The organism is Streptomyces sp. Tue6028 (assembly GCF_002300165.1).
GTDB classification, from domain to species: Bacteria; Actinomycetota; Actinomycetes; order Streptomycetales; family Streptomycetaceae; genus Streptomyces; species Streptomyces siamensis.
Window position 1 is genome coordinate 1 of record NZ_MLCE01000011.1, and the last position, 26,001, is coordinate 26,001.

General features: G+C 70.2%; 24 protein-coding genes and 1 riboswitch. Of the genes, 6 read left to right on the forward strand and 18 right to left on the reverse strand.

Annotation, left to right across the window (positions count from 1 at the left end):
• Positions 1-222: 222 nt before the first annotated feature.
• Complete coding sequence (locus tag BKI49_RS09445) at positions 223-666, reverse strand: SRPBCC family protein (RefSeq protein ID WP_095933775.1); 444 nt, start codon at positions 664-666, stop codon at positions 223-225.
• A 124-nt stretch (positions 667-790) separates the two neighbouring features.
• Positions 791-1,546, reverse strand: a complete 756-nt coding sequence (locus BKI49_RS09450; protein WP_179332379.1) for a metallophosphoesterase family protein — start codon at positions 1,544-1,546, stop codon at positions 791-793.
• A 338-nt stretch (positions 1,547-1,884) separates the two neighbouring features.
• Here BKI49_RS09450 and BKI49_RS09455 point away from each other — a divergent pair, with 338 nt between their 5' ends.
• Complete coding sequence (locus BKI49_RS09455) at positions 1,885-3,681, forward strand: AMP-dependent synthetase/ligase (RefSeq protein ID WP_095933777.1); 1,797 nt, start codon at positions 1,885-1,887, stop codon at positions 3,679-3,681.
• Positions 3,682-4,018: 337 nt separating this feature from the next.
• Here the strand turns inward: BKI49_RS09455 and BKI49_RS09460 are convergent, their stop codons facing one another.
• Positions 4,019-5,161 carry a glycosyltransferase family 4 protein gene (locus BKI49_RS09460; protein WP_095933793.1) on the reverse strand — a complete coding sequence of 381 codons (1,143 nt, stop codon included), beginning with the start codon at positions 5,159-5,161 and terminating at the stop codon, positions 4,019-4,021.
• 192 nt (positions 5,162-5,353) lie between these two features.
• On the opposite strand from BKI49_RS09460, the gene BKI49_RS09465 reads away from it, so the two are divergent.
• Positions 5,354-6,595, forward strand: a complete 1,242-nt coding sequence (locus BKI49_RS09465; RefSeq protein WP_095933778.1) for a glycosyltransferase 87 family protein — start codon at positions 5,354-5,356, stop codon at positions 6,593-6,595.
• Here the strand turns inward: BKI49_RS09465 and BKI49_RS09470 are convergent.
• On the reverse strand, positions 6,556-7,866 hold the full coding sequence (locus BKI49_RS09470) for an MATE family efflux transporter (protein WP_095933779.1): 1,311 nt from the start codon (positions 7,864-7,866) through the stop codon (positions 6,556-6,558). The genes BKI49_RS09465 and BKI49_RS09470 overlap by 40 nt on opposite strands.
• A gap of 186 nt (positions 7,867-8,052) precedes the next feature.
• Here BKI49_RS09470 and BKI49_RS09475 point away from each other — a divergent pair, with 186 nt between their 5' ends.
• A complete protein-coding gene (locus tag BKI49_RS09475; RefSeq protein ID WP_095933780.1) occupies positions 8,053-8,586 on the forward strand; it encodes a PadR family transcriptional regulator in 534 nt (177 codons plus the stop codon).
• Here BKI49_RS09475 and BKI49_RS09480 read toward each other — a convergent pair.
• From BKI49_RS09480 to BKI49_RS09500, 5 genes are all read right to left on the reverse strand, one after another.
• Positions 8,558-9,763, reverse strand: coding sequence for a hypothetical protein (locus BKI49_RS09480; RefSeq protein WP_095933781.1), 1,206 nt, complete (start codon positions 9,761-9,763; stop codon positions 8,558-8,560). The two genes, BKI49_RS09475 and BKI49_RS09480, sit on opposite strands and share 29 nt — an antisense overlap.
• A 51-nt stretch (positions 9,764-9,814) precedes the next feature.
• On the reverse strand, positions 9,815-10,837 hold the full coding sequence (locus BKI49_RS09485) for a C40 family peptidase (RefSeq protein ID WP_095933782.1): 1,023 nt from the start codon (positions 10,835-10,837) through the stop codon (positions 9,815-9,817).
• A 238-nt stretch (positions 10,838-11,075) separates the two neighbouring features.
• Entirely contained in the window at positions 11,076-12,110 is a 1,035-nt protein-coding gene (locus BKI49_RS09490) for a C40 family peptidase (RefSeq protein ID WP_095933783.1), read from the reverse strand.
• A 304-nt stretch (positions 12,111-12,414) separates the two neighbouring features.
• Positions 12,415-13,764, reverse strand: coding sequence for an NYN domain-containing protein (locus tag BKI49_RS09495; protein WP_095933784.1), 1,350 nt, complete (start codon positions 13,762-13,764; stop codon positions 12,415-12,417).
• Between the two features lie 32 nt (positions 13,765-13,796).
• Positions 13,797-14,036: a hypothetical protein gene (locus BKI49_RS09500; RefSeq protein ID WP_037624014.1), complete on the reverse strand. Its 240-nt coding sequence runs from the start codon at positions 14,034-14,036 to the stop codon at positions 13,797-13,799.
• 153 nt (positions 14,037-14,189) lie between these two features.
• Here BKI49_RS09500 and BKI49_RS09505 point away from each other — a divergent pair, with 153 nt between their 5' ends.
• Together BKI49_RS09505 and BKI49_RS09510 are read left to right on the forward strand one after the other, a co-directional pair.
• Positions 14,190-14,954 carry a rhomboid family intramembrane serine protease gene (locus tag BKI49_RS09505; protein ID WP_095933794.1) on the forward strand — a complete coding sequence of 255 codons (765 nt, stop codon included), beginning with the start codon at positions 14,190-14,192 and terminating at the stop codon, positions 14,952-14,954.
• A 42-nt stretch (positions 14,955-14,996) separates the two neighbouring features.
• Complete coding sequence (locus tag BKI49_RS09510; RefSeq protein WP_028803252.1) at positions 14,997-15,278, forward strand: Lrp/AsnC family transcriptional regulator; 282 nt, start codon at positions 14,997-14,999, stop codon at positions 15,276-15,278.
• Between the two features lie 61 nt (positions 15,279-15,339).
• Here the strand turns inward: BKI49_RS09510 and BKI49_RS09515 are convergent, their stop codons facing one another.
• The 6 genes from BKI49_RS09515 to ctaE form a co-directional block, all read right to left on the reverse strand.
• On the reverse strand, positions 15,340-16,701 hold the full coding sequence (locus BKI49_RS09515; protein ID WP_095933785.1) for an aminotransferase class V-fold PLP-dependent enzyme: 1,362 nt from the start codon (positions 16,699-16,701) through the stop codon (positions 15,340-15,342).
• 172 nt (positions 16,702-16,873) lie between these two features.
• A riboswitch (SAM riboswitch) is annotated at positions 16,874-16,990 on the reverse strand.
• Positions 16,991-17,084: 94 nt separating this feature from the next.
• Positions 17,085-18,149: an anthranilate phosphoribosyltransferase gene (trpD, locus tag BKI49_RS09520; protein WP_095933786.1), complete on the reverse strand. Its 1,065-nt coding sequence runs from the start codon at positions 18,147-18,149 to the stop codon at positions 17,085-17,087.
• A gap of 153 nt (positions 18,150-18,302) precedes the next feature.
• Positions 18,303-19,940 (reverse strand): cytochrome bc1 complex cytochrome b subunit, encoded by a 1,638-nt coding sequence (qcrB, locus tag BKI49_RS09525; RefSeq protein ID WP_095933787.1) that lies wholly within the window; start codon positions 19,938-19,940, stop codon positions 18,303-18,305.
• On the reverse strand, positions 19,937-21,004 hold the full coding sequence (qcrA, locus tag BKI49_RS09530; RefSeq protein WP_095933788.1) for a cytochrome bc1 complex Rieske iron-sulfur subunit: 1,068 nt from the start codon (positions 21,002-21,004) through the stop codon (positions 19,937-19,939). The genes qcrB and qcrA overlap by 4 nt, the downstream gene beginning before the upstream one ends.
• Positions 21,001-21,810, reverse strand: a complete 810-nt coding sequence (gene qcrC, locus BKI49_RS09535; RefSeq protein WP_095933789.1) for a cytochrome bc1 complex diheme cytochrome c subunit — start codon at positions 21,808-21,810, stop codon at positions 21,001-21,003. Before qcrC ends, qcrA begins: the two co-directional genes overlap by 4 nt.
• Positions 21,811-21,874: 64 nt before the next feature.
• Positions 21,875-22,495, reverse strand: a complete 621-nt coding sequence (gene ctaE, locus BKI49_RS09540; RefSeq protein WP_028803258.1) for an aa3-type cytochrome oxidase subunit III — start codon at positions 22,493-22,495, stop codon at positions 21,875-21,877.
• 202 nt (positions 22,496-22,697) lie between these two features.
• Between ctaE and BKI49_RS09545 the strand changes: the two genes are divergently transcribed.
• On the forward strand, positions 22,698-23,099 hold the full coding sequence (locus BKI49_RS09545; RefSeq protein WP_095933790.1) for a response regulator: 402 nt from the start codon (positions 22,698-22,700) through the stop codon (positions 23,097-23,099).
• A gap of 29 nt (positions 23,100-23,128) precedes the next feature.
• Here BKI49_RS09545 and BKI49_RS09550 read toward each other — a convergent pair whose 3' ends face one another.
• The 3 genes from BKI49_RS09550 to BKI49_RS09560 form a co-directional block, all read right to left on the reverse strand.
• A complete protein-coding gene (locus tag BKI49_RS09550) occupies positions 23,129-24,397 on the reverse strand; it encodes a L,D-transpeptidase (protein ID WP_095933791.1) in 1,269 nt (422 codons plus the stop codon).
• Positions 24,398-24,525: 128 nt separating this feature from the next.
• Positions 24,526-24,924, reverse strand: coding sequence for a cytochrome c oxidase subunit 4 (locus BKI49_RS09555; RefSeq protein ID WP_095933792.1), 399 nt, complete (start codon positions 24,922-24,924; stop codon positions 24,526-24,528).
• Positions 24,921-26,001, reverse strand: a 1,081-nt coding sequence (locus BKI49_RS09560) for a cytochrome c oxidase subunit I (protein WP_179332378.1), incomplete at its 5' end; no start/stop codon positions are given. The genes BKI49_RS09560 and BKI49_RS09555, both read right to left, overlap by 4 nt.

The window sequence follows — 26,001 nt, forward strand, 5'->3', positions numbered from 1 at the left end:
GCCCAGGTCACGGCGGACGTCGCGATCCCGACGGAGACCGGAGTCACCGGACTCGGTCCCCGGGTCACCGCGGACTTCTCCCTCCCGGGAGAGGCCGCCGGGGTCACCGGACTCGGTCTCCAGGACGCCGGGGGCGCCGCGTCGCTGCCGGAGATCGCCGGGCGCACCCCGCTCAGGTCCCGGGGTGCCGGGATCGCCGTAGGTGCGCGCCGGTCCCGGGAGTCAGACCTCGCCCGACTCCACGCGCTTCTTCAGGCCCGCCAACGCGCGGTCGATGATGACCTTCTCGGCCTTGCGCTTGATCATGCCGAGCATGGGGATCTTGACGTCGACGGTCAGCTGGTAGGTGACCTGGGTGGCACCCGTGCCCGCGGGCTTGAGCAGGTAGGAGCCGTCGAGCGAGCGCAGCATCTGGGACTTGACCAGGGTCCAGGAGACCTCGTGGTCGCCGGTCCAGGTGTAGCCGAGGGTCTGGTCGTCCTTGATGGCGCCGGCGTCCATGACGAGGCGCACCTGCTCGGCGCGGCCCTGGTCGTCGGTGGCGAGCACCTCGGCCTCCTTCACCTCACCCGTCCAGTCCGGGTAGCGGGCGAAGTCGGCGATCACCGCCATGACGTCAGCCGGTGCCGCCTCGATCGTGATGCTCGAACTGGTGTGTTCCGCCATCGCGGTGGCTCCTCCAGATGCGGTCCGGTGAGGGAGGGTGGGGCGCACGTGTGTGCAGCGTGAAGGCTACCGCGCACAGCCGCGGGCGCTGTCACCCCACCTGGGGTTCACCGGCCACGGCACCTCACCACTCCAACGCCCAGGGCGTGCCCGTGGCCGCGAAGTGGCCCACATTGACGCATTCCGTCGCCCCGACCCGCATACGGGGGGCGAGCGGCTGATGGACGTGGCCGAACAGGGCGTAGCGCGGGCGGGTGCGCCGGATCGCGTCCAGGAGGGCGCGGGAGCCGCGCTCGAAGCGGCGCGCCACCGTGTCGTACACCAACTCCGGCACCTCCGGCGGGATGTGCGAGCACAGCACGTCGACCTCGCCGATCGCCTCGACCTTGGCCGCGTACTCCTCGTCGCTGATCTCGTAGGGCGTCCGCATCGGCGTCCGCAGTCCGCCGCCGACGAACCCGAAGACCCGGCCGCCGATCTCCACGCGTTCACCGTCGAGGACCTGCGTACCGGGCCCGGCGTACTCCGGCCACAGGGTCGGCATGTCGACATTGCCGTAGGTCGCGTACGTCGGCGTCGGGAGCACGGCGAACATCTCGGCGTACTGCTTGCGCACCGCCTTCTCGATGGCCGCGGCCCGGTCCGCGCCGATGCCCGACCACAGACGGGCGCCGAACGCGCGCGCCTCCTCGAAGCGGCGGGCGGTGCGCAGCTCGACGATGCGGTCCGCGTTCTCCACACCGAACAGGTCCGGGAAGATGCCGCGCGAGTGGTCGGCGTAGTCGAGGAAGAGCACCAGGTCACCGAGGCATATCAGGGCGTCCGCGCCGTCCCCGGCTCTGGCCAGGTCGCGGACGTTGCCGTGCACGTCACTGACCACATGAATGCGCGTCCTCGCGTTGCCGACCGGTGTGGATGCCATGACGATCAAGCGTAGGCGTGTGGGGCAAACGTGAATAGAGGCGGTCGGACCTGCGGTTACTGGCTAGTCAGGAATTGCGTGGACTACTGTGCGCGAAGGAACGCCAACACGTGTGACGCACAGAACATCTCGCCGGGACCCCCTGTCGAAGACGCCATACCGGCGGGTAACGTCCGGGCAGTCCAGTCGTACTCAGGTTTTCAACAAGTGATCACCTGAGTGCCTGCCCGAGCCTTGGACCGCACCGTCGCATCACACAGAGTCGTGGCGTCGGCGCCCTATGAGGAGCAGCAGTCTTGCGCGAGTTCAGCCTTCCGGCTTTGTACGAGGTCCCTGCGGACGGAAATCTCACCGACATCGTCCGCAGAAACGCCGCGCAGCATCCCGACGTGGCCGTCATCGCCCGCAAGGTCGGCGGCACCTGGACGGATGTCACCGCCACCGCCTTCCTCGCCGAGGTGCACGCCGCGGCCAAGGGCCTGATCGCCTCGGGCGTGCAGCCCGGCGACCGGGTGGGCCTGATGTCCCGCACCCGCTACGAGTGGACGCTGCTCGACTTCGCGATCTGGAGCGCCGGCGCGATCACCGTGCCCGTGTACGAGACCAGCTCCGCCGAGCAGGTCCAGTGGATCCTCGGCGACTCGGGCGCGACCGCCTGCATCGTCGAACTGGACGCGCACGCCGCCGCGGTGGAGTCGGTGCGCGACCGGCTGCCCGCCCTCAAGCACGTCTGGCAGATCGAGGCCGGCGGCATCGAGGAGCTGGGCCGGGTCGGCAAGGACGTCAGCGACGCGACCGTCGAGGAGCGCAGCTCCCTCGCCAAGGCCGACGACCCGGCGACCATCGTCTACACGAGCGGGACCACCGGCCGTCCCAAGGGCTGTGTGCTCACCCACCGGGCGTTCTTCGCGGAGTGCGGCAACATCGTCGAGCGCCTGCGCCCCCTGTTCCGCACGGGCGAGTGCTCCGTCCTGCTGTTCCTCCCGCTGGCGCACGTGTTCGGCCGGCTCGTGCAGGTCGCGCCGATGATGGCGCCGATCAAGCTCGGCTGCGTCCCCGACATCAAGAACCTCACCGACGAGCTCGCCGCGTTCCGACCGACGCTGATCCTCGGTGTGCCGCGCGTCTTCGAGAAGGTCTACAACTCGGCGCGCGCCAAGGCCCAGGCCGACGGCAAGGGCAAGATCTTCGACAAGGCGGCGGACACGGCGATCGCGTACAGCCGCGCCCTGGACACCCCGTCGGGGCCTTCCCTCGGCCTGCGGATCAAGCACAAGACCTTCGACAAGCTGGTCTACAGCAAGCTGCGCGCGGTGCTCGGCGGCCGCGGCGAGTACGCCATCTCCGGCGGCGCGCCGCTGGGCGAGCGGCTCGGCCACTTCTTCCGCGGCATCGGCTTCACGGTGCTGGAGGGCTACGGCCTGACCGAGTCCTGCGCGGCGACCGCGTTCAACCCCTGGGACCGGACGAAGATCGGCACGGTGGGCCAGCCGCTGCCGGGCTCCGTCGTCCGGATCGCCGACGACGGAGAGGTGCTGCTGCACGGCGAGCACCTGTTCAAGGGCTACTGGAACAACGAGGCCGCGACGGCCGAGGCACTGGCCGACGGCTGGTTCCACACCGGTGACATCGGCACCCTCGACGAGGACGGCTACCTCCGCATCACCGGCCGCAAGAAGGAGATCATCGTCACCGCCGGCGGCAAGAACGTCGCCCCGGCCGTGATCGAGGACCGCATCCGTGCGCACGCGCTCGTCGCGGAGTGCATGGTCGTCGGCGACGGGCGTCCGTTCGTCGGCGCGCTGGTCACCGTCGACGAGGAGTTCCTGGGCCGCTGGGCCGACGAGCACGGCAAGCCGGCCGGTTCGACCGCGGCGTCGCTGCGCGAGGACGCGGATCTCCTCGCGGCGATCCAGGACGCCGTCGACGACGGCAACGCCGCCGTGTCCAAGGCGGAGTCGGTCCGCAAGTTCCGCATCCTCCCCTCGCAGTTCACCGAGGAGTCGGGGCACCTGACGCCGTCGCTGAAGCTCAAGCGCAATGTGGTGGCGAAGGACTACGCGGACGAGATCGAGGCGATCTACCGGGGCTGAGCCCTTCGGAAGCCTTCAGGGCGCGGGTCCTCACCGAGGACCCGCGCCCTCCGCGTTTCCCGGCACTCCGCGCCGCCCCCGGGGCTCCGCTCCTCAATCCGCCGGAGGGGCTGATTTCAGCCCCTCCGGCGCTTGAGGACGAGGCCGTCCAGGCCGATCCGGGGTCCGGGGCGGAGCCTCCGGGAGCAAGGAACCTCGCCCCCTCCGCCCCTACCCGTCCCACCCCCGGGGCTCCGCCCCGGACCCCGCTCCTCAAACGCCGGAGGGGCTGAATCTTGCCGGGGGCGGCAGCCCCCAGGGACAAGGGACGGGCAGGGGCGGAGGGGGCGAGTGACCGCTACAGCAGCTCACGCAGGTGCTCGGCCAGCAGGTCCCAGCGCCACTTCTCCTCGACCCAGGCCCGACCCCGCTCGCCCATGCGGCGGCGGAGCTCGGAGTCACCGAGGAGGGTGACGATACGGTCGGCCGTCTCGGACGGGGAACCGCCGCGGACGACCCACCCGGTCTCACCGTCGAGCACCGCGTCCGGCGCCCCGCCGGAGTCACCGGCCACGACGGGCAGCCCGGTCGCGGACGCCTCCAGGTACACGATGCCGAGCCCCTCGACGTCGAGGCCCCCGCGCCGCGTACGGCAGGGCATCGCGAAGACGTCCCCGGCGCCGTAGTGCGCGGGCAGCTCCGACCAGGGCACCGCCCCGGTGAACCGGACCGCCTCCCCGACACCGGTGTCGTACGCGAGTTTGCGCAGGTCCCGCTCGTAGGGCCCGCCGCCGACGATCAGGAGCACCGCGTCCGGCTCCTTGGCGAGGATGCGCGGCATCGCGAGGATCAGGGTGTCCTGGCCCTTGCGCGGCACGAGACGCGAGACGCACACGACGACGGGGCGGTCGGTCAGGCCCAGCCGGGCGCGCACCACGTCACCGCCCGAGGAGGGGTGGAAGGTCTTCTCGTCGACGCCGGGCGGCAGTTGGACCATGCGCGCGGCGGCCTCGGGAGTCAGCGCGGAGGCGATCCGGGAGCGGGTGTACTCACCGAGGTAGGTGATCGTGTCGGTGGACTCGCCGATGCGGCGCAGGAGTCCGCGGGCCGCGGGCAGCTGCGCCCAGCCGGCCTCGTGCCCGTGGGTGGTGGCCACGATCCGCTGCGCGCCGGCCCGGCGCAGCGCCGGCGCCATCAGACCGAGCGGTGCCGCCGCCCCGAACCACACCGACGTGCAGCCGTGCTCGCGCAGCAGTCCGACGGCCCGCCGGGTGGCCCCCGGCGTGGGCAGCAGCATCGTCGTGCGGTCGCGCACGACGGTGAAGGGCTGCTCCGCGTCGAAGGCGGCGGTGGCCTCGGCGCCCTCGTGGCCGCGCTTCCAGGTGGAGGCGTAGACGACGAGCCGCTCGGGATCCAGGCGCAGCGCCATGTTGTGCAGGAACGCCTGGATGCCACCCGGCCTGGGCGGGAAGTCGTTCGTCACGATCAAGGTCTTGTGCATCGTGTTCGACACTACCGAACCTATACTCACAGCTCCGCACGGCCGCGCTTGACGGCTCGCGCACAGGGCGGCGCGACATCATGACCACGGCGCACGCGGTACGCGGCGGGCTCCGCGACGACGCGACCGCGGGCCGTGCGGGACCACGGCAGCACAGCACATTCGTTCCGGACGGACAAGGACCAGGTGGGCATGACGGGCACTAGGGGGGCGTGGTTCCCGTACGGACCGCTCGCGCTGCTCGGGACCTGGACCCTGACCAGAGTGCTGCTGCTCCTGTTCGTGTTCAAGGTGTACGTCTTCCCCGGCCCCGACGTCACGAGCGACGTCTTCGTGATCTACCAGGGCTGGTACGAGGTCCTGCGCGACGGCACCTTCCCGCTGGACGACGTCACCTGGCAGTACCCGCCGGCCGCCGCGCTCGCGATCCTCTCCCCCGCGCTGCTGCCCACCCTGGGCTACGCGCAGGCGTTCTTCGTGCTGGCCTGCGTCGCCGACCTGGTGGTGTTCGCCCTGCTCTTCTACGCGGGCCTGCGCCCCGGAAAGACCCTGCGCGGGGCCTGGGTGTGGGCGGTCGGGGTGCCGCTGCTCGGTCCGACCGTGTACGCCCGCTACGACGTGATGGTGACGGCCGTCGCGGTCGCCGCGCTGCTCGCCGGCGCGCGCCATCCCCGCATCATGGGGATGCTCACCGGCTTCGGCGCACTGGTGAAGGTGTGGCCGGTGCTGCTGCTGGTGGGGGCCGTCCGGCGCCGGGCCTGGGCCGCCGCCGCGGTGACGGCCGCGGTGATCGCGGCCGTGTTCGGCCTGGCGATGCCGGGCGCGTTCTCCTTCCTGACGTTCCAGCGCGACCGCGGCACCGAGGTGGAGTCGCTCGGCTCCCTTGTCTTCCACGTGGCGCGCGGGCACGGCTGGGACGGTCAGGTGCTGCTCAACTACGGCTCGGTGGAGTTCCTCGGCCCGTACGTCGACGTGGTGAGCACGGCGGCGTTGGTCCTCACCGGGCTCGCCTTCGGCTGGCTGCTGCTGTGGCGGCTGCGGGTCAGGCGGTTCCTGCCGCACACGCTCGCGGACGCCGCGTTCGTGGCGGTGCTGATGTTCACGACCACCAGCCGGGTGATCAGCCCGCAGTACATGGTGTGGCTGGTCGGGCTCGCGGCGGTCTGTCTGTGCTTCCGCCGCAGCGGGATGACCCTGCCGGTCGTCCTGGCGCTGGCCGCGTGCTTCGTGACCGTCCTGGAGTTCCCGGTCTGGTTCTCGCACGTCGTGGGCAGCGATCTGCTGGGCGTGAGCCTCCTGTTCGCACGCAACGGCCTGCTGGTGATCGCCACCGTGCTGGCCGCCCTGGAGCTGTGGCGGAGCACGGTGTCCGACCCCGCGCCGAGGGTGCCCCCTCAGGCGGCCCGCACCCAGGAGAGCCTGGCGTCCTCCTGACGCAGGGCCCAGGCGCCCAGCGCCGCGCACTGCACCGTCATGGACAGGGCGAGGGCGAGGCAGATCCCGGGCAGTCCGAGCCCCGACAGGACGTAGGCGACCGGTAGCTGGACCGCGGTGCCGAGCAGGGTGACGCGCAGCAGGACCGGCGCTCCCCCGCTCCCCTCGAAGACCCCGCCGAGCGCGATGCAACAGGCCATCAGCAGCAGGTACGGGCCGACGCAGCGCAGGAACAGCACGCCGTCGTGCGCGACGTCGGGACCGGCGCCGAACGCCCGCATGATCCACGGCGCCAGCGCGCCGAGCAGACAGGCGGCGAACAGGCCGGCCGCGCCGGAGACGAACACGGCCTGCCGCCCGATGGCGCCCCGCTCGTCGCGCCCCGCGCCGCGGGTGTGCGCGGTGTGGATCGAGGCGGCCTGCCGGACCGCGTAGAACGCCATGGTGGCGACGTACATGACCTTGTAGGCGATGGAGTACGCGGCGACGGCCGTCACCCCGAGCCGGGCCACGATCGCGATCAGGACCAGCGCACCGCCCTGCCGCACGGTGAAGTCGGCGGACATCGGCAGCCCGGTCCGCAGGGTGCGGCGCAGGGCGGCGGCGGTGGACCGTGCGGGCGGCGTCGGGGCGGCCTCGCGCAGCAGGGCGTTCCGGCGCAGGGCGCGCAGCCCGGCCGCCAGGGCCACGCAACGGCAGAGCACGGTCGAGGCGGCGGCGCCGGGGACGCCGTACGCATGGATGAGGAGCGGGTCGAGGCAGAGGATCAGACCGTTGGCCAGCAGGGCCAGGCGCATCGGGGTGCGGGTGTCGCCGGTGCCCTTCAGGATGCCGTCGACGAGGTTCTGCGCGAAGAAGACCGCGATGCCCGGCAGGGAGATCGCGAAGTACTGCGCGGCGAGCACCATGGCCTTCCCGTCACCGCCGAGCACCAGCCGGGCCAGCGGTTCCCGCAGCAGCAGGCCGCCGACGACGACCGTGGGCGTGACCACGGCGCACAGCGCCCATCCCCCGCGTACGGCCGCGCGTACCTCGCCCGGGTCCCGGGCGCCGCGGGCGTGCGAGACCAGCACGGTGGTGCCGGACGCGAAGACCAGGGCGACGCCGAGCAGCACGTTCTCGGTGTTGGTGGCGACGGCGACGGCCGCCACGGCGGCGCCGCCGAGCCGGGAGACCCACAGGGTGTTGATGACCCCGGAGGCGACGGAGGCGAGCAGGGAGAGGTAGACGGGGTGGGCGAGCGCGATGAGCTGCTTGCGGTGCGCGTTCACAGGAGCTCCCTCGGTGCGGGCGGCCCGGTGGGCCTCCATGGACGGGCGGCCCGGCAGGGCCTGCCTCGGTACGGGCGCCCGGCGGGTGCGGTCCGCCGCGACACCTCGATCAGAGCTACATCGTTTCGAGGTAGCTCGATAAGAGGTACCATGGCGCCAAGAGACCCGCAACCACGGAGCCGCCGCGTGCTGGAGCTGTCGATCCTCGGTTTCCTGTCCGAAGAACCGCTGCACGGCTATGAGTTGAAGGAGCGCATCAAGGCGCTCAGCGGCCATGTCCGCCCGGTCAGCGACGGGGCCCTCTATCCCGCGATCAGCCGCCTGGTCGACGCGGGCAAGCTGGACCAGCGCACGGCGCCCGGCAGCAGCGCGGCCCCGCGCCGCATCCTGTCGCTCACCGACCGGGGGCGCGAGGATCTGCTGGAGCGGCTGCGCCACCCCAAGCAGGCGGAGATCACCGACCAGGTGCGGTTCAACACCCTGCTGGCCTTCCTGCGCCACCTGCCCGACCGGCAGGAGCAGGCCGCGGTGCTGCGCCGCAGGCTGGACTTCCTCCGGACGCCGGCGAGCTTCTTCTACCGCGACGGCGAGCCCGTGCGGGCCGAGGACAGCGGCGACCTGTTCCGGGAGGGCATGCTGCGGGTGGCCCGTGCGACGGGCGAGGCGGAACGGGCATGGCTGACCGAGGCGATCACCCGGCTGGAAGCAACTGCGCCCTGAGGTAGTCCCGCCACTGCGCCGTGAAGCGCGCCGGCGTCGTGTGCAGCACGTCCCGCAGCGCGTCCTCGACCGCCCCGGCGCGCTTCTCGTGGTCGCCGACGGCGCGGTAGAAGTCGTTCAGGCGGACCTCGCCCCACCGGTCCGCGATCAGCCGGCAGGCCAGCCAGCCGCCCTCGTACGCCCGTGCCAGCCGCGCCGCGTCCCCGCTGAACCCGAAGTCCCCGTCCACGGGAAGCGCGGCCGGCAGGTCCCCGTCCCGCACGGCACGCTCCAGCTCCGGCGCGACCTGCGAGGCCGTCCGCCCGCTGCCGCGGTAGCCGACCCAGTCCGCGTACCCCTCGGAGAGCCACAGTGGCGTGGCGGCCGAGGTGTGGGCACGGGTGGCGACATGGGTCGTCTCGTGGGTGAGCACGACCTGCTTGCCGAAGTCGCCGAGGACGCCGAACGCGTCGGGATTGACGATGATCCGGTCCGCCGGCGCCTTCCCGGACCCGCCCGCCTCACCCGTGGTGACCGCCGCGATCCCCCGGTACCCGGACGCCGGGGCGCCGAGAAGCCCGGCCATGCCCTCCAGCGACTTCGGCACGAGCACGACGACGTGCCGCGACCAGTCCGTGCCCCACGCCCCGGACGCGGCGGGCACCGCGCGGTCCGCCAGCCCGGCGTAGTCGCGCAGCCGCTCGGCGGACTGCCCCACCCCCAGCGCCAGACTGTGCTCGCCGTGCACGACCGTCACCGGGCCCTGCTCCCAGAGCTGTTCGCTGGCCTTCTTCGCGGGCTCGTCGGACGCGACGTACCAGTTCCCGCCGGCGCGGACCAGGCGCAGGGTGCGGCCGACGGTGACGGGCGCGGCGTCGTACCCCTCGATGCGGTAGCGCAACTGGGCGTCGGCCGTGGCCCGGTCGCCGGTGCGACGGACGTCGGTCACGCGGTACGCCCAGGACTCCAGCGGGACGGCGCGCAGGTTCGCGAAGTCCGGATCGGCACCGGCCGGCCGCCCGGTCGCCCGGTACGCCGGCTCGTCCCGGGCGAGCACCGCGGCGGCCCGCAGGTCGAGGACCCGTTGCACCTCGGCCGACACGGTGTCCGAGGACGCCCGGCCGCCGCAGCCGACGAGCACGGCGAGCAGCAGCACCAGGGAGAGTCCCGCTCTCGACGCACGCCTTCGACCAGCCACGTTCCCGATCGTACGGTGGCCCGGGCGCTTCGGACTCCGGTCGGGCCGCGGTCAGACCCTGGTGACCGACGAGACCGGCATCATGCCCACCGGGTCGTACCGCACCGGAGCACCGGGGTACGGGGCGTGGATCACCTGGCCGTTGCCCATGTACATGGCGATGTGGCTGGCGTCGGAACGGTAGGCGATGAGGTCGCCGGGCTGCGCCTGGGAGAGCGGCACCTGCCGGCCCGCGTACCGCTGCGCCTGCGAGGTGCGCGGCAACCCGACCCCGGCCTGCGCGTACGACCACTGCATGAGGCCCGAACAGTCGAAGCCGCCCGGCCCGTTGGCACCCCAGACGTAGGGGCGGCCCAGCGCGGAGCGGGCCGCGGCGACCGCGGCGGCCGCGCGGGCCGAGGACGGGACGGCGTCCCCGAGGTCGGGCAGATCCGAGCGGCCGGAGCGGGACGCCCGGTCGTAGGCGGCGCGTTCGGCGTAGGGCAGCGAGTTGAGCAGTTGTCGCGCCTCGGCGAGCTTTCGCTCCACGGTCCGTTTGTGCCGCGCGACGGCCTTGCGGCTCTTCTCCAGTTCGGCGAGCTTGCCGGTGGCCTCCTCGCGCTTCTGCGCGAGTTCCCGCATGGCGAACTGGAGATCCTTGAGCTCGCCGGCCTGGTGGGAGCTGATCCGGTCGAGCGCGGCGGCCTTGTCGATGTACTCGGCCGGGTCGTCGGAGAACAGCAGCGCCAGGGAGGGGTCGAGGCCCCCGGAGCGGTACTGGGCGCCCGCGAGCGAACCGAGCGCGGCCCGCATGGTGTTGATGCGCTCCTGCTGCCGGGCGATCTCGTCCTGCGCCGTGCCGACCTGCTCGCGCAGGGAGTCGGCCCGCTCGTCGGCCTTGTTGTACGCCTCGGTGGCCTTCTCCGCCTGTGTGTACAGGCGGTCCACCTCGGCCCGGGTGTCGTCCTGCGGTGCCGCGGAGGCGGGCAGGGTGCCGAGTGCGGCGGCCGCCGCGGACATCACGCAGGCGGCGAGGCCGAAGGCGCCGACGCCCCGGTCGAAGCCGGACGGTGCATGGCGGCGATGAAACCCCACGGGTGGCCGCTCTCCCTTCCGCTGACGGTCCCCCGGATTGGGGGAAACGCGCCAGACAGTAGCCGTGCGACTACGCGGCGGCCAAAGGTCTCTGCGGGCACACAAAGCGACGCCCCGCCTCAGACGCAGGTCACGGACGGGTCGCGGGGTCAGCGGGCGGTACCGCAATTCGCCCGTTTGGGCGGAGTGACGAGAGCCCCCGCCGATGCTTCGGCGAGGGCTCGTCAGGAGGCGTGCGTCAGATCCGGACGCCGAACTGGAAGGGCATGTTGCCGATCGACTCGTAGCGCACGACCGTGCCGGTGCGCGGGGCGTGCAGCACCTGGCCGTTGCCCGCGTACAGGCCGACGTGGTGCATGTCGCCGTAGAAGATGACCAGGTCGCCGACCTGGAGGTCGCTCTGCGAGTAGATGCGCGTGCCCGCGTTGGCCTGCGCCTGGGAGGTGCGCGGGATGGAGACATCGGCCTGGGCGTAGGCCCAGGAGGTGAGGCCGGAGCAGTCGAAGGAGCTGGGGCCGGAGGCGCCGTAGACGTACGGCGAGCCGATCTTGCTCTGGGCCGCGCTGAAGGCGGCACCGGCACGGCCGGAGGCGGGGGTGCTGGAGCCGCCCAGGGCGCTGCGCTCGCTGGCGCGGCTGGCGCGGGCCTGCTCGGCGTCGAGAGCCGCCTTCTCCTTGGCCGTCAGGGTGTTGAGGAGCTTCTGCGCCTCACCGAGCTTGCCCTGGACTTCCTTCTTCTTCTTGGCCAGCTCCGTGCGGGTGTCGGCGAGGTCCTTGAGCTTCTCGGAGGCCTCGGAACGCTGCTGGGCGAGCGAACGCTGCTTCTCCTGGACCTTCTTGAGCGCCTCGACCTGCTGAGCGCTCAGCTGGTCCATCGCGGACGCCTTGTCGAGGTAGTCGTCCGGGTCGGAGGAAAGGAAGAGCGCCACGGAGGGGTCGATGCCGCCGGTCCGGTACTGGGCGCTGGCCATCGAACCGAGGCCGTCGCGCAGCTCGTTGAGCTCCTCCTGGCCGCGGGCGACGTTGTCCTGCAGGGAGCTGATCTGCTTCTGCAGCTTCTCCTGCTTCTCCTTGGCGCCGTTCAGCTTCTCGGTGGCCTTCTCGGCCTCCTCGTAGAGCTTGTCGACCTTCGACTTGACCTCGTCCTTGCTCGGCTTCTCGCTCGGCGCGGCATTGGCGGCGTTGGCGCTGAGGGCCACGGCAGCGGCGGCGGCGGTGGTGAGCACGGTCACACGGGTGCGGCTCGGCTGCTTGGGTCGACGGTGGGACGCCACGAAGGCGAGCTCCTTCTTCCTCCAGCCGCCTGCCGAATGCGCGACGGGCGGTGCCCCTCCACCGTCACTCCCAATGAGTGATCACCCGAGCGGAGGTTCGAGGCCTGACCCTAGTGACCTTCCTGTGATCAGTTCAAATCCTCATAGGAAAAATCTCGGTCACCGAGCGCATTCTTTGCCGACAACTCACATGCAGTGATGCGGCTCTGACACTACGTTGCGTGAAGGTCACGCCAATTCGGGCATCATGCCCGGACGTTACACATGGGGCGTACGTTGCCTATGAGCCTTAGGCCGCAGATGGTCAGCCGCGCGAGAACCGCTTGAGAAGCACCGCGGAGGCCACCGGCCGGGCACCCGCCTTCGCGATGCCGTCGGCCACCTCGCGGTCGGTCGAGACCACGATGACCGGCCGCCCCACAGGCTCCGCACGGACCAGCTGACGGATCAACTCGTCGGCGGTGACACCGGGCTTGGAGAACAGCACCCGCACCCCGCGCGGCGGCGCGAGCAGCACCGGCGCGGCCAGTTCGGCCCCGTCGAAGACACAGGTCACCTCGGAGCCGGTCTGCGCGGCGAGCTGCGAGAGCTGCCCGAGGAGCCGCAGCCGCTGCTTCTCCAGCGGCATCTGCGGATAGCCCGTCTTGGTCACGTTGTAGCCGTCGACGACCAGATGCGCCTGGGGCAGCGCGAGCAGCTGGTCGAGGATCGCGGGATCGTTCTCGGACAGCGCGCGAGTGGCGATGTCCTTTGGTGTCATTCGTCCCGGTTCGACCGCGTCGACGGTCTCCGCCGGCCGCACCGACACGGGAGGCAGGGCGAGTTCGCGCCGCAGCCCCTGGGCGGCGTCCAGCACCGTGTCGAGGAGCAGGCGCACCCGCATGTCCTCGACACTGCGGCCCTCACGCGCCGCCCGCCGAGTCGCCTCCAGATTGGCCTCGACCTCGCCGAGGCGCGCCTTGAGCCGCCGGGTCTCGCTGTCGGAGGCGGACACCTGGGCCTGCGCCTCCGCCCGTACGCCGTCCATCTCGCCCTGGAGCTTGCGCAGGGCCGCCTCGCCGCGCTTGACGTCGCTGAGGGCCCCGCGCAGCTTGCGGTGAAGCGATTCCGCTTCCCTCTTCGCCGACTCCACTTCCGCGCGCAGCCGTTCCGTCTCGGCCCTGGTCTGACCGCGGGCCTCGGCGAGCTCCGCCCGCAGCCGCTCCAGCTCGGCCCGGGTCTCCTCGTCGGCGCGCTCGGCGTCCGCCCGCAGGGCCTCCTCGCCGGCGGCGGTCACCAGCTTCACCCAGCCCGTGGGGCGCAGCACATAGGCCGCGGCCGCCACGTCCAGCGGATCCGCGGCCGGGGGCGGCGCGCCCGAGTCGAGGGCACCGGCGATCTCCGGCTGCGCCTCTCTCAGCTTCTCGGCGATACGCTGTCTGAACAGCGTGTCCGTCTCCAGGGCCGCCGCCATGGCGTTCCCGGCGAACTTGGCCCGCCGATTGGGGGCGAATCGCGCATACTGCCGCAACTGGGCGGGCAGTTCACCGACGGTCAGCCCGCCGAAGCCGTCGGAGACGATCTGCACGACGCGGCGGCGCACGCCGTCGGGCAGCGGACGGTCGAGCACCTCAGCGGCGCCGTCGTCCGGCTCCCCGCCTGTGGTCTCCACCATCCGTCACCCCAATGTCTGTGGGGCCCGCTCCCTCAGGAGCCGGCGCCCGGCCTGTCCACCAGTTCCACCTGGTCCACCGCGTTGCACCAGCGGCACCGGACCGACTCGATGGTCTCACTGACCACCTCGCGCTCCTCGACCTTCGGCTCACCGGCCAGGTCGAGGTGCACATACTCGACGACCTTCGACGACCGGGTCACGTCGAAACGCGTGAGGTTGCCGCAGAGAGTGCAGCGCCAGCGCGTCTTGGCGTCCGGCAGGGGAACCGTCATGAGGCAGTCCGCTTCCTTCTAGTGTCCGTCCAGCGCCAGTTTCCTGGTGCATGTGGCTCGTAACCCTACGGCCTGGCGGCTCCCCGACGCTCCGCCGTCCACCGCGGCGAGGCGGTCTGTGTTCGTCCGTCCCGTTACGCCATGCTCTGCACCATGATCAGCAAATGGAGTACGACGGTCGGCAGAGCGGTACGGGGTCAGTCGGCGCCGGTGACGTACGGGCTGATCGCCCTGTGCTGTCTGATCTTCGTGATCGGCCCGGCGTCCGGCCTCAACCCGGTCTACGGCACCGGGGACGCGCTGGCCGCCGCGCAGCGGGCCTACTTCCGGCGCTGGGGCGTGGTCCCCGGCGATCTGTTCGACGGAGCCGCGCGCGAGGCGCTCACCCCCGCCACGGCCCTTTTCATCCACGGCAGTTGGCTCCATCTCCTGGGCAACATGCTCTTCTTCTTCGTCTTCGGGCTGATGACCGAGGAACGCATGGGGCATCTGCAGTTCGCCCTCTTCTACGTGGGCTGCGGCTATCTCGCGCTCCTCGGCTACGCCGCGGCCAACGCCGAGTCGCAGCAGTCCCTGGTCGGCGCCTCCGGGGCGATCTCCGCGGTGCTCGGCGCGTTCCTGTACCTGTTCCCCACGGCCCGGGTGACCAGTCTCCTGCCGTTCCTCTTCTTCCTGCCGCTGCGCTTTCCCGCCTGGGTGGTGCTGCCCTTCTGGGTGATCCTCCAGTGGCTGGCGGCGGGCCAGGACGACGGCGGCCCCGGGGTCGCCTATCTGGCCCATCTGGTGGGCTTCACACTCGGCTTCGGCTACGCGTGGCTGCGGTTCGGCCGGACGGCCGCCGGGCCCGCCGAGGGGACACCGCCCCCGGTGGCGGCCCGGCCGCACGGCGGACGACCGGGCAGGTTGGACCGCGAGTAGGGTGAGAGCCTCAACAGCGGCCCCCGAGGGAGAGAACCAGCCGTGATCACCGCGATCGTCCTCATCAAGACCAGCGTGGACCGGATCCCCGAGATCGCCGAGTCGATCGCCGCGCTGGATTCCGTCAGCGAGGTCTTCTCCGTCACGGGTACGTACGACCTGATCGCGATGGTCCGGGTGCAGGCCCACGACGACCTGGCGGACGTCATCCCCGGCAAGATCAGCAAGATCCCGGGCGTCGAGGCCACGGACACGCATGTCGCGTTCCGCACCTACTCCCAGCACGACCTGGAGGCGGCGTTCGCGATCGGGCTCGACTCCTGATCGTGTGACCGCAGCACGAAGGGCCGCCCGGTCGCCGGGCGGCCCTTGACGAGAACCCCGCTCAGACCGCGGGCACGCAGCGGCCGTCCTCCGTGCGGTACCGCCACTTCGCGCCGTCCCGCACGAGCTCCTTCACCGCGGTGACGAAGCGCTCGACGTGCTCGTCGGGGGTACCCGCGCCGAAGCTGACGCGGATCGCGTTGAGGGACTTCTCGCCGGGCGCGGCCTCCGGGGCCCCGCACTCCCCCTGGGTCTGCGGGTCGCTGCCGAGCAGGGTCCTGACCAGCGGGTGGGCGCAGAAGAGGCCGTCGCGGACACCGATGCCGTACTCGGCGGAGAGCGCCGCGGCGAAGTGCGAGCTGTTCCAGCCCTCGACGACGAAGGAGATCACACCGACGCGCGCGGCGTCGTCGCCGAAGAGCGAGAGCACCCGCACCTCGGGTACGCCGGCGAGACCGGCGCGGACCGTGTCGATCAGGTGCCGCTCGCGGGCGACGAGCGTGTCGAAGCCGGCCTCGGTGAGCGCCTTGCAGGCGGAGGCGATCGCGTAGGCGCCGATGACGTTCGGCGAACCGGCCTCGTGCCGTGCGGCGGTGTCGTGCCACTCCACGTCCACACCGCCGTCCTCGCGCCGCGACACCTTCCGGCTCGCGCCGCCGCCCGCCAGGTAAGGGTCGGCCTCCCGCAGCCAGTCGGCGCGGCCCGCGAGGACGCCGGCGCCGAAGGGCGCGTACAGCTTGTGCCCGGAGAAGGCGACCCAGTCGACGTCGAGGTCCCGCACCGACACCGGGTGGTGCGGGGCCAGCTGCGCGGCGTCCAGCACGATGCGCGCGCCGTGGGCGTGCGCGGCGGCGGCCAGTTCGGGCACCGGCCAGAGTTCGCCGGTGACGTTGGAGGCGCCGGTGACGCAGACCAGGGCCGGGCCGTGCGGGTCGCGGTCGGCGAGGGCCCGCTCCAGCGTCGCGACCGCCTGCTCGGGGGTGCGCGGGGCGTTCAGGTACGTCACGCGCGCGTCCCGCCAGGGCAACAGCGAGGCGTGGTGCTCGGTCTCGAAGACGAAGACCTGGCAGTCGGCCGGAAGGGTGGCGGCGAGCAGGTTGAGCGAGTCGGTGGTGGAGCGGGTGAAGACGACCTGGTCGTCGGGGCGGCAGTCGAGGAATTCGGCGACGGTCCGGCGGGCGTTCTCGAACAGGTCGGTGGACAGCTGCGAGAGGTAGCCGGCCCCGCGGTGCACGCTGCCGTAGTAAGGGGCGTACGCGGCGACGTCGTCCCACACCCGCTGGAGGGCGGGGGCGCTGGCGGCGTAGTCGAGCGCGGCGTAGGTGACCTCGCCGCCCGTCACGAGCGGGACGGTGACATCTCGCCCGAGAACGGCCAGAGGGGCACAAACGGACTGGTCGGCGGCAACGGTGGTGACAGACATGGCGAGCTCCTGTGAGAGGCAGGCGGAATCACCGCGCGGCCGGTGCACGGAGGTACGGCTCGGCGCGGGAAAAAGGTGAAAGGGGTACGCGGAGGCGGGGCTCGACGCCCTATCGCATTCGCTTGCTCACAGAAGGCTCCCTCGAACGACCAGGACCCCTGGTGACACGAGGGGTCCGCGCTTGCCGTAGACCTCGCTGCCTACGGCCTGGTCCTCACCCGGGGCACCCCGCCACGGACGGAGGGTTGCCGGACAGCCGGCCGGGGCCTGATGGCTGTCGCTCATGACCTGGTACAGCATCTTGCCAGAAGATCTTCGACGTGCAAGGCGCAGTCCAGGATCCGGACTGCGCCCCGTGTCACATCGGGTACGGACGGCGGTGGTCAGGCGTTGCTGACCCGCACCCACCGGTCGAGGGCCTGCTTCGCGGCCCCCGAGTCGATCGACTCGGCCGCCTGCGCCATGGCGACACGGATCTGCTCCGTCAGCGGCGCGTCGCCCGGCGAGAGCGCCACCAGCGCCGCCGCCGAGTTCAGCAGGACCGCGTCCCGCACGGGACCGCGCTCGCCGTTCAGCAGCCGTCGCGCGACGTCCGCGTTGTACGAGGCGTCGGCGCCGCGCAGGGCCTCCACCGGGACGAGCTCGATCCCGACGTCGCGCGGGTCGAAGCGCTCCTCGGTCACCTTGCCGTCGCGCACGATCCAGACGCGCGACGTCGACGTCGTGGTCAGCTCGTCGAGTCCGTCGTCGCCGCGGAAGACCAGCGAGGAGTTGCCGCGCTCGGCGAAGACACCGGCCACGATCGGCGCCATACGCGGGTCCGCCACACCGACAGCCTGGGCCTTCACCCGTGCCGGGTTGGTCAGCGGGCCGAGGATGTTGAACGTCGTCCGGATCCCCAGCTGACCGCGCGCGGCGGCCACGTGACGCAGCGCCGGATGGAACTTCACGGCGAAGCAGAGGGTGATCCCGGCCTCCTCGGCTACCTCGGCGACCCGCTTCGGCGTCAGTTCCAGATTGACGCCGAGCTTCTCCAGGACGTCCGAGGCACCCGAGGCCGACGACGCGGCCCGGTTGCCGTGCTTGACGACCTTGGCGCCGGTCCCGGCGACCACGATCGCGGACATCGTGGAGATGTTCACCGTCTTCGCGCCGTCGCCGCCCGTCCCGACGATGTCCACCGCCGGACCCGGCACCTCGATCACATTGGCGTGCTCGTACATCGTCCGGACGAGTCCGGAGATCTCCTCGACCGTCTCGCCCTTGGCGCGCAGCGCCACCGCGAAGCCGGCGATCTGCGCGTCCGTCGCCTCGCCGCGCATGATGCGGTCCATCGCCCACGCCGTGTCGTCGGCGCTCTGGTCACGGCCGTCGAGCAGGCCGTTCAGTACCTCGGGCCAGGAACGGCCCGCCGCGATGTCGCCTCCAGCGGGGGTCACAGCACTCATATGCCGCTCCTGGGTTCGTAGACACGTACAAAAGGCGGGTACGCACGCACGTACCGGCAGGCTCCACCCTATCCAGCCCGGAGGACGGCAAAGAGCCCCGTCCATGCAATGGACGGGGCTCCAGCCGTGGCGATCAGCAGGATCGGTGGGTGATCAGTGGTGGCCGTGGCCGCTCGTGATCTCCTTGTACTCCTCGACCGTGGGCTTGGGGATCTGGTTGTCCTCCCCGTAGAAGCCCTTGCTCAGCTTGGCGCGCAGTCGCTCCGGGCCGTTGACCTTGCGCTCGACACCGTTCTCGTCGACCGTCGGGCCGATCTCGGCCGGCTTGTACTGCTCGTGCGCGGTGAGCGTGTGCAGCGCGTCCTGGCTGAGCGGCTCGTGGACCTCGATGAACTCACCGTGCGGCAGGCGCTTGATGATGCCCGACTCGCGGCCGTGCAGCACCTTGTCCCGGTCGCGGCGCTGGAGGCCGAGGCAGATCCGCTTGGTGGCGAGGAAGACCAGCACCGGCACGACGAAGAACGCGATCCGGACGAACCAGGTGATCGAGTTGATCGACAGGTGGAAGTGCGTGGCCCAGAGGTCGTTGCCACCACCGACGAGCAGGACGAAGTACCAGCTGATCCAGGCGGCACCGAACGCGGTCCGGGTCGGGACGTTGCGCGGGCGGTCCAGGATGTGGTGCTCGCGCTTGTCGCCGGTGACCCAGGACTCGATGAACGGGTAGACCGCGATCGCGACCAGGACCAGCGGGAAGATGATCAGCGGGATGAACACGCCCAGGACGAGCGTGTGACCCCAGAAGTTGATCTCCCAGCCGGGCATGACACGGATCAGACCCTCGGAGAAGCCCATGTACCAGTCGGGCTGGGCGCCCGTGGACACCTGGTCCGGACGGTAGGGGCCGATTCCCCAGATCGGGTTGATCTGGGCGATCGCCGCGATGGCCGCGATGACACCGAAGACCAGGAAGAAGAAGCCTCCGGCCTTGGCCATGTAGACCGGCAGCAGCGGCATGCCCACGACGTTGTTGTTCGTCTTGCCGGGGCCCGCGAACTGCGTGTGCTTGTGGTAGAAGACCAGGATCAGGTGGCCGACGACCAGGCCGAGCATGATGCCCGGCAGCAGCAGCACGTGCACCGAGTAGAAGCGGGCCACGAAGTCGCCGCCCGGGAACTCGCCGCCGAAGAGGAAGAACGACAGGTACGTGCCGACGATCGGCACGGACAGGATCGCGCCCTCCATGAAGCGGACACCGGTGCCGGAGAGCAGGTCGTCCGGGAGCGAGTAACCGGTGAAGCCGGTGAACATGCCCAGGACGAACAGCAGGAATCCGAAGACCCAGTTGACCTCACGGGGCTTGCGGAACGCACCCGTGAAGAACACGCGCATCATGTGCACGAACATGCCGGCGAGGAAGATCAGCGCCGCCCAGTGGTGGATCTGCCGGATCAGCAGACCACCGCGCACATCGAAGGAGATGTGCATGGTCGAGTTGAACGCCTCGGACATCAGCTGGCCCTGCAGCGGGACGTAGCTGCCGTGGTACTCCACCTCGTTCATCGACGGGTGGAAGAACAGCGTCAGGTACACACCCGTGAGGATGATGACGATGAAGCTGTAGAGGCAGACCTCACCCAACATGAACGACCAGTGGTCGGGGAAGATCTTGCGCATGTTGGCCTTGGCCAGGGAGTAGATCCCCAGGCGGCCGTCGGCCCAGTCGGCTACCCGCTCACCCGCGGGCGCCTTCTCGCGCGAGCGCGAGTCGGAGGTCGTGGTAGTGCTCATCCGCGCTCCCAGAATGCAGGACCGACGGGCTCTTCGAAGTCGCCGAGCGCCTCGAGGTAGCCCTCGTCGTTCACGCCGATGCGCAGCTGCGGCAGGGCGTGACCGGCCGGGCCGAAGATGACTCGGGCACCGTCGGAGAGGTCGAAGGTGGACTGGTGGCACGGGCAGAGGACGTGGTGCGTCTGCTGCTCGTACAGGGAGATCGGGCAACCGACGTGGGTGCAGATCTTCGAGTAGGCCACGATGCCCTCGTGGGACCACTCGAGTTCCTGCTTGTCCTTGATGTTCTCCGGCTGCAGCCGGACGATCATCAGGGCCGCCTTGGCGATCTCCTTCTGGAAGTCCTCGTCGTGCTCCTCCAGGCCCTCGGGCTTGGCGAAGGTGAGCGAACCGACGGCGACGTCCGAGGGACGCAGCGGCTCGTTCGTGTTCATGTTGACGAGCAGCTTGCCCTTGGACCACAGCGTGTGGCGGAGCTTGGTGCCGGGCAGCGGACCGAGGTCGCGCAGCAGCACCACGCCGGAGAGCGGGAACAGGGCCAGCGCGCCGAACATCGTGTTGCGGATCAGCTTGCGGCGGCCGAGCGCGGACTCCTTGGCGCCCTGCTTGAAGTCGGCCATGACCTTGGCCCTGACCTCGGGCTCGGCCGCGATCGGGTGACGCTCGTCGATGATCTCCACGTCGGACATCAGGGTGCGGGCCCAGTGGACCGCACCCGCGCCGATCGAGAACAGCGCCACGCCCAGGGTCAGACCGAGCGCGAAGTTCATCGCGCTGACGTGCCCGATCGGGAAGACGTAGATCGACTTGTCGCTCGGGATCGTCACGTACGACGCGATGAAGCCGGCGGTCGCCAGCATCGACAGCGTGAACAGGAAGGCGACCGTACGCTCGGACCGACTGGCGGCCCGCTCGTCGATGTCCTGGATGCGGTGCTCGTGGGGCGGCAGACCGGGGTCCGCGAACGGGTTCGTCTCGTCCGCGACGGCTACCGTGCCGGGAGCGTGCTCGTCGGCGTCCTGCGCAGCGGGCAGGTTCTCTTCTGGAATGTCTTGGCTACTCATGACTTCTTGGCCTTTGCGGTCCGAGCGGCGACCCAGACGGCGACGGCGATCAGCGCGCCGAGACCGAACACCCAGCCGAACAGGCCCTCACTGACCGGCCCGAGGCCACCCAGTTCGAGGCCGCCGGGGCTCTCGGTGTCGTCACCGTTGACCGCGTCGAGGTACGCGATGATGTCCTGCTTGTTCTTCGTCGACAGCGTCGTGTCGGGGAAGGACGGCATGTTCTGCGGGCCGGTCTGCATGGCCTCGTAGATGTGCTTCGGGTCGACACCTTCCAGGCTGGGCGCGTACTTGCCGTGGGTGAGCGCGCCGCCCTTGCCGGTGAAGTTGTGGCACTGGGCGCAGTTGGTGCGGAAGAGCTCGCCACCCGCGGCGATGTCCGCCCCCTCGGGGCTGACCTGGTTCTTGGTCGGGATCGCGGGACCGGCGCCGAGCGAAGCGATGTACGCCGCCAGCTGGTCGATCTCGGCCTGCGAGTAGATGACCTTCTTCTTCGGGATCTGCGCGCCCGGCTGCTGGGCCGGCATACGGCCGGTGCCGACCTGGAAGTCGACCGCCGCGGCGCCGACGCCCACGAGGCTCGGCCCGTCGGAGGTGCCCTGACCGCCGGTGCCGTGGCAGCTTGCGCAGCCTACGGCGTAGAGCTTCTTGCCCTCGTCGATGGCGAGGGACTGGGCGGTTTCATCGGCCTGCGCCTTGTCCGCGGGTGCGAACGCGGCGTACAGCCCCCCGGTGGCCGCCAGCGCGAGGAGTAGGACGACGACCGCCGCCAGCGGATGGCGTCGTCGTGCGGAGAGCTTTTTCACGGATTACCCCGGTGTCAGGATCTTCTGCGTCGATGCTTCTGGATGTGTCGGGCGGTGGGCCCGGCTACTTGATCATGTAGATCGTGGCGAAGAGGCCGATCCAGACGACATCGACGAAGTGCCAGTAGTAGGACACGACGATGGCGGCGGTCGCCTGCTCATGGGTGAACCTCCGGGCCGCGTAGGTGCGGCCGAGGACAAGCAGGAAGGCGATCAGGCCGCCCGTCACGTGCAGTCCGTGGAAGCCGGTGGTCAGGTAGAACACCGAGCCGTACGGGTCGGAGGAGAGCGAGAGCCCGTCCTTCTTGACCAGCTCCGTGTACTCGAAGACCTGACCGCCGATGAAGATCGCACCCATGATGAAGGTGACGACGAACCACATCCGGAGCTTCTTCACGTCCCCGCGCTCGGCGGCGAAGACGCCGAGCTGGCAGGTCAGAGAGGAGAGCACCAGGATCGTGGTGTTCGTCGCGGAGAACGGGAAGTTCAGGCTGGACGCCATTTCCTTCCAGTGCTCCGGCCCGGTCACCGATCGCAGGGTGAAGTACATCGCGAAGAGGGCCGCGAAGAACATCAGCTCGGAACTCAGCCAGATGATGGTTCCGACGCTGGTGAGGTTCGGCCGATTGACCGACGGGTGCGCGTGCCCGGTTTCTACTGTCGTTGCTGTCGCCACGACCGACATTATGTCGGTCGCTTATCCCGCCCTCACCCCGGGGGGTGCCGTTCGGAGTGTTGATGGGGTGTGTCCAGCCCATATGGCCCATCGAAGGCCTGTCCGAACCGGTGTTGACGAGGTGTTCAAGGGAGTAGCATCCGCGCATCGGGGCCTGACCGATCAGCCCGATCGCTTCATGTCCGTACGACGCCGACGTCTCGGAGGAAGAATGCAGCCGACCGCCACGGTGCTGGTCTACAGCGACGACTCCAACACCCGCGAACAGGTGCGGCTCGCAACCGGGCGCAGGCCCGCTCCCGACGTCCCCGCCGTCGAGTTCGTGGAGTGCGCGACGCCGGCCGCCGTCGTCCGCGAGCTCGACAAGGGCGGCATCGACGTCTGTGTGCTGGACGGCGAGGCCGTGCCGATGGGTGGCATGGGTCTGTGCCGGCAGATCAAGGACGAGGTCTTCAACTGCCCGCCCGTGCTCGTCCTGATCGGCCGGCCCCAGGACGCCTGGCTGGCCACGTGGAGCCGCGCGGAGGCGGCCGTGACCCATCCGGTGGACCCGGTGGAGTTCGCGGCCTCGCTGGCCTCCCTGCTGCGCCGTAAGGCTCTTCTGGGCGCCTGAGAGGCGGGCTCCCGCCCGGCGCCCGGACGTCACACGGACTCTGGGCGCAGGCGGGCCTTCTCCGCCGCGGCGGGGGCGTCGGGGGTGCCGCCCACGACGGCGCTGCCCTCGCGCCACTTCTTCCAGGGCATGTTCCAGTCGCCGAAGCCGTTGCCGAACGGGTCCATCGTCGCGCCGTTGGAGTTCTTGACCTGCACGATGTCGCCCTCGCGGACATTGTCGAAGAACCACTCGGCGTTGCTGGTGCTCATGCCGGTGCAGCCGTGGCTGACGTTGGCGTATCCCTGGTCGCCCACGGACCAGGGCGCGGCGTGCACGTACTCGCCGCTCCAGGTGACCCGGGTGGCGTAGTAGACGGGCAGGTCGTACGAGTCGGCGCTGTTTTCGGCGATGCCGACGGTGGTGCCGCGCATCCGTACGAAGTACTGCTTCTCCAGCACCACCTTGACACCGTTGCGGGTCTCGAAGCCGGGCTTGCCGGTGGTGACCGGGATCTGGTTGATCTGCCGGCCGTTGCGGTAGACCGTCATGGAGTGCGCCGCGGCGTCCGTGATGGCGACGAGCTTGTCGCCGGTGGTGAGTTTCAGCGCCTTGGCGTTGCCGCCCCACAGACGGTCGCCGATCCGGATGCCCGCCAGGTTGCTGTGCGCCTGGACCGTGGCGTGGACGGGCCAGTACTCCTTGGGGCGGTAGTGCAGCGTCTTGTCGTCCACCCAGTGCCAGGCGCCCTCCACGGCGGGGATCGAGTCGACCTTGAGGGCCCGCTCGACGACCGTGCGGGCCGCCTTGTCCTTGACGGGGACGCTGAGTTCGGCCGTGACGGGCTGCCCCACCCCGTACGTGCCCTCCTTCGGGCCGAACTTCACGTCCACGTGCTGCTTCGTGGTGGGCGTGGTGGTGTCGAACTCGAAGGTCTTGCGGCCCTGGGCGCCGTCCTCGTCCTCGGTGCTCACCCGCACCGTGTAGTGGGCGCCTGCGGCCAGCGGGGAGGTGCTGTGCCAGCGGCTGCCGTCGGCGGCGAGTTCGCCCACGACATAGCGTCCTGACGCGTCCGTGGCCGTGACGTCGGTGATCTGCTCGTCGTCGTCCTCGGCGGTGATTTCCAAAGGCTTGTCCGGGTCGACCTTCGCGGCCTTCTTGCCGTCGCCGGATACACCGTTGAAGGAGATCAGTCCCGCCGCGTCGTACGGCTTCGCCGAGAGCGGGTGGCCGTCGGAGCAGGCGGTGACGCCGGCGCCGAGGGCGACCACCAGGGCGGTGCAGCCGATGACCGTGCGGATGCGCGGAGAGTGGTTCATGGGCCCACGCTATGAACGACCGTCAACTGCTGCGCGGCGGGTGACCCGTGCGGGGGACGGCTACCGGCAAACGAGGGAGCCCGGACCCTCCTTGCGGAAAGTCCGGGCTCCCGGGTGATCGGCGCGCCCTACTGGGTGCGGTTCTCACCGTGGTAGTACTCGAAGACCCAGCCCCACAGGCCGATCATGATGATCGGGGCCGAGAAGTACAGCAGCCACCAGCCGAAGACGACGCCCATGAAGGCGAGCGCGCCACCGACACCGAGCGCGAGCGGCTGCCAGCTGTGCGGGCTGAAGAAGCCCACCTCGCCGGCCTCGTCCGCGACGTCGGCCTCCTTGTTGTCCTGTGCCATCTGGTCGACCCGCCGGGCCGTGAAGGCCAGGTAGTAGCCGATCATGATGCTCAGGCCGAAGCCCAGGAAGAGCGCCGTGGTACCGGCCGGCTCCTTCGACCACACGCCATAGACGATCGCCATGACGAGGATGAAGAGGGCCAGCCAGATGAACATCTTGCCTTGGACCTTCACTTGCCGGCCTCCTTGCCACCAGACAGAGCCGACGTGCCGTGACCGGCGTTCTCGAGCTGGTCGAGAGCGGCGATCTCCGGGTGGTGCAGGTCGAACGCCGGGGATTCACTGCGGATCCGCGGCAGGGTGAGGAAGTTGTGCCGCGGCGGCGGGCAGGACGTCGCCCACTCCAGCGAACGGCCGTAGCCCCACGGGTCGTCGACGCCGACCGGCTTGCCGTACTTGGCCGTCTTCCACACGTTGTAGAGGAACGGCAGGATCGACAGGCCGAGCAGGAACGAGCTGATCGTCGAGATCGTGTTCAGCGCGGTGAAGCCGTCGGCCGCGAGGTAGTCCGCGTAACGACGCGGCATGCCCTCGGCACCCAGCCAGTGCTGCACCAGGAACGTGCCGTGGAAGCCGACGAACAGCGTCCAGAAGGTGATCTTGCCGAGGCGCTCGTCGAGCATCTTGCCGGTCATCTTCGGCCACCAGAAGTGGAAGCCGGAGAACATCGCGAACACCACGGTGCCGAAGACGACGTAGTGGAAGTGCGCCACCACGAAGTACGAGTCGGAGACGTGGAAGTCCATCGGCGGCGAGGCCAGGATGACGCCGGTCAGACCACCGAAGGTGAAGGTGATGAGGAAGCCGACGGCCCAGAGCATCGGTGTCTCGAAGGACAAGGAGCCCTTCCACATCGTTCCGATCCAGTTGAAGAACTTCACACCCGTCGGAACGGCGATGAGGAACGTCATGAAGGAGAAGAACGGGAGTAGCACACCACCGGTGACGTACATGTGGTGGGCCCACACCGTCACGGACAGACCGGCGATCGCGATGGTCGCGCCGATCAGGCCCATGTAACCGAACATCGGCTTGCGCGAGAACACCGGGATGACCTCGGAGATGATTCCGAAGAACGGCAGCGCGATGATGTACACCTCTGGATGCCCGAAGAACCAGAAGAGGTGTTGCCAGAGCAAGGCTCCGCCGTTTGCCGCGTCGAAGACATGCGCACCGAATTTACGGTCCGCCTCCAGCGCGAACAGGGCCGCCGCGAGGACGGGGAAGGCCAGCAGCACCAGCACCGCGGTG

Coding starts and splice junctions, on each gene's coding strand:
- BKI49_RS09515 (WP_095933785.1), bottom strand. CDS start 16,701: ATGTCTGTCACCACCGTTGCCGCCGACCAGTCCGTTTGTGCCCCTCTG.
- qcrA (WP_095933788.1), bottom strand. CDS start 21,004: ATGAGTAGCCAAGACATTCCAGAAGAGAACCTGCCCGCTGCGCAGGAC.
- BKI49_RS09505 (WP_095933794.1), top strand. CDS start 14,190: ATGATCAGCAAATGGAGTACGACGGTCGGCAGAGCGGTACGGGGTCAG.
- BKI49_RS09495 (WP_095933784.1), bottom strand. CDS start 13,764: ATGGTGGAGACCACAGGCGGGGAGCCGGACGACGGCGCCGCTGAGGTG.
- BKI49_RS09545 (WP_095933790.1), top strand. CDS start 22,698: ATGCAGCCGACCGCCACGGTGCTGGTCTACAGCGACGACTCCAACACC.
- BKI49_RS09460 (WP_095933793.1), bottom strand. CDS start 5,161: ATGCACAAGACCTTGATCGTGACGAACGACTTCCCGCCCAGGCCGGGT.
- BKI49_RS09465 (WP_095933778.1), top strand. CDS start 5,354: ATGACGGGCACTAGGGGGGCGTGGTTCCCGTACGGACCGCTCGCGCTG.
- BKI49_RS09445 (WP_095933775.1), bottom strand. CDS start 666: ATGGCGGAACACACCAGTTCGAGCATCACGATCGAGGCGGCACCGGCT.
- ctaE (WP_028803258.1), bottom strand. CDS start 22,495: ATGTCGGTCGTGGCGACAGCAACGACAGTAGAAACCGGGCACGCGCAC.
- BKI49_RS09550 (WP_095933791.1), bottom strand. CDS start 24,397: ATGAACCACTCTCCGCGCATCCGCACGGTCATCGGCTGCACCGCCCTG.
- trpD (WP_095933786.1), bottom strand. CDS start 18,149: ATGAGTGCTGTGACCCCCGCTGGAGGCGACATCGCGGCGGGCCGTTCC.
- qcrB (WP_095933787.1), bottom strand. CDS start 19,940: ATGAGCACTACCACGACCTCCGACTCGCGCTCGCGCGAGAAGGCGCCC.
- BKI49_RS09500 (WP_037624014.1), bottom strand. CDS start 14,036: ATGACGGTTCCCCTGCCGGACGCCAAGACGCGCTGGCGCTGCACTCTC.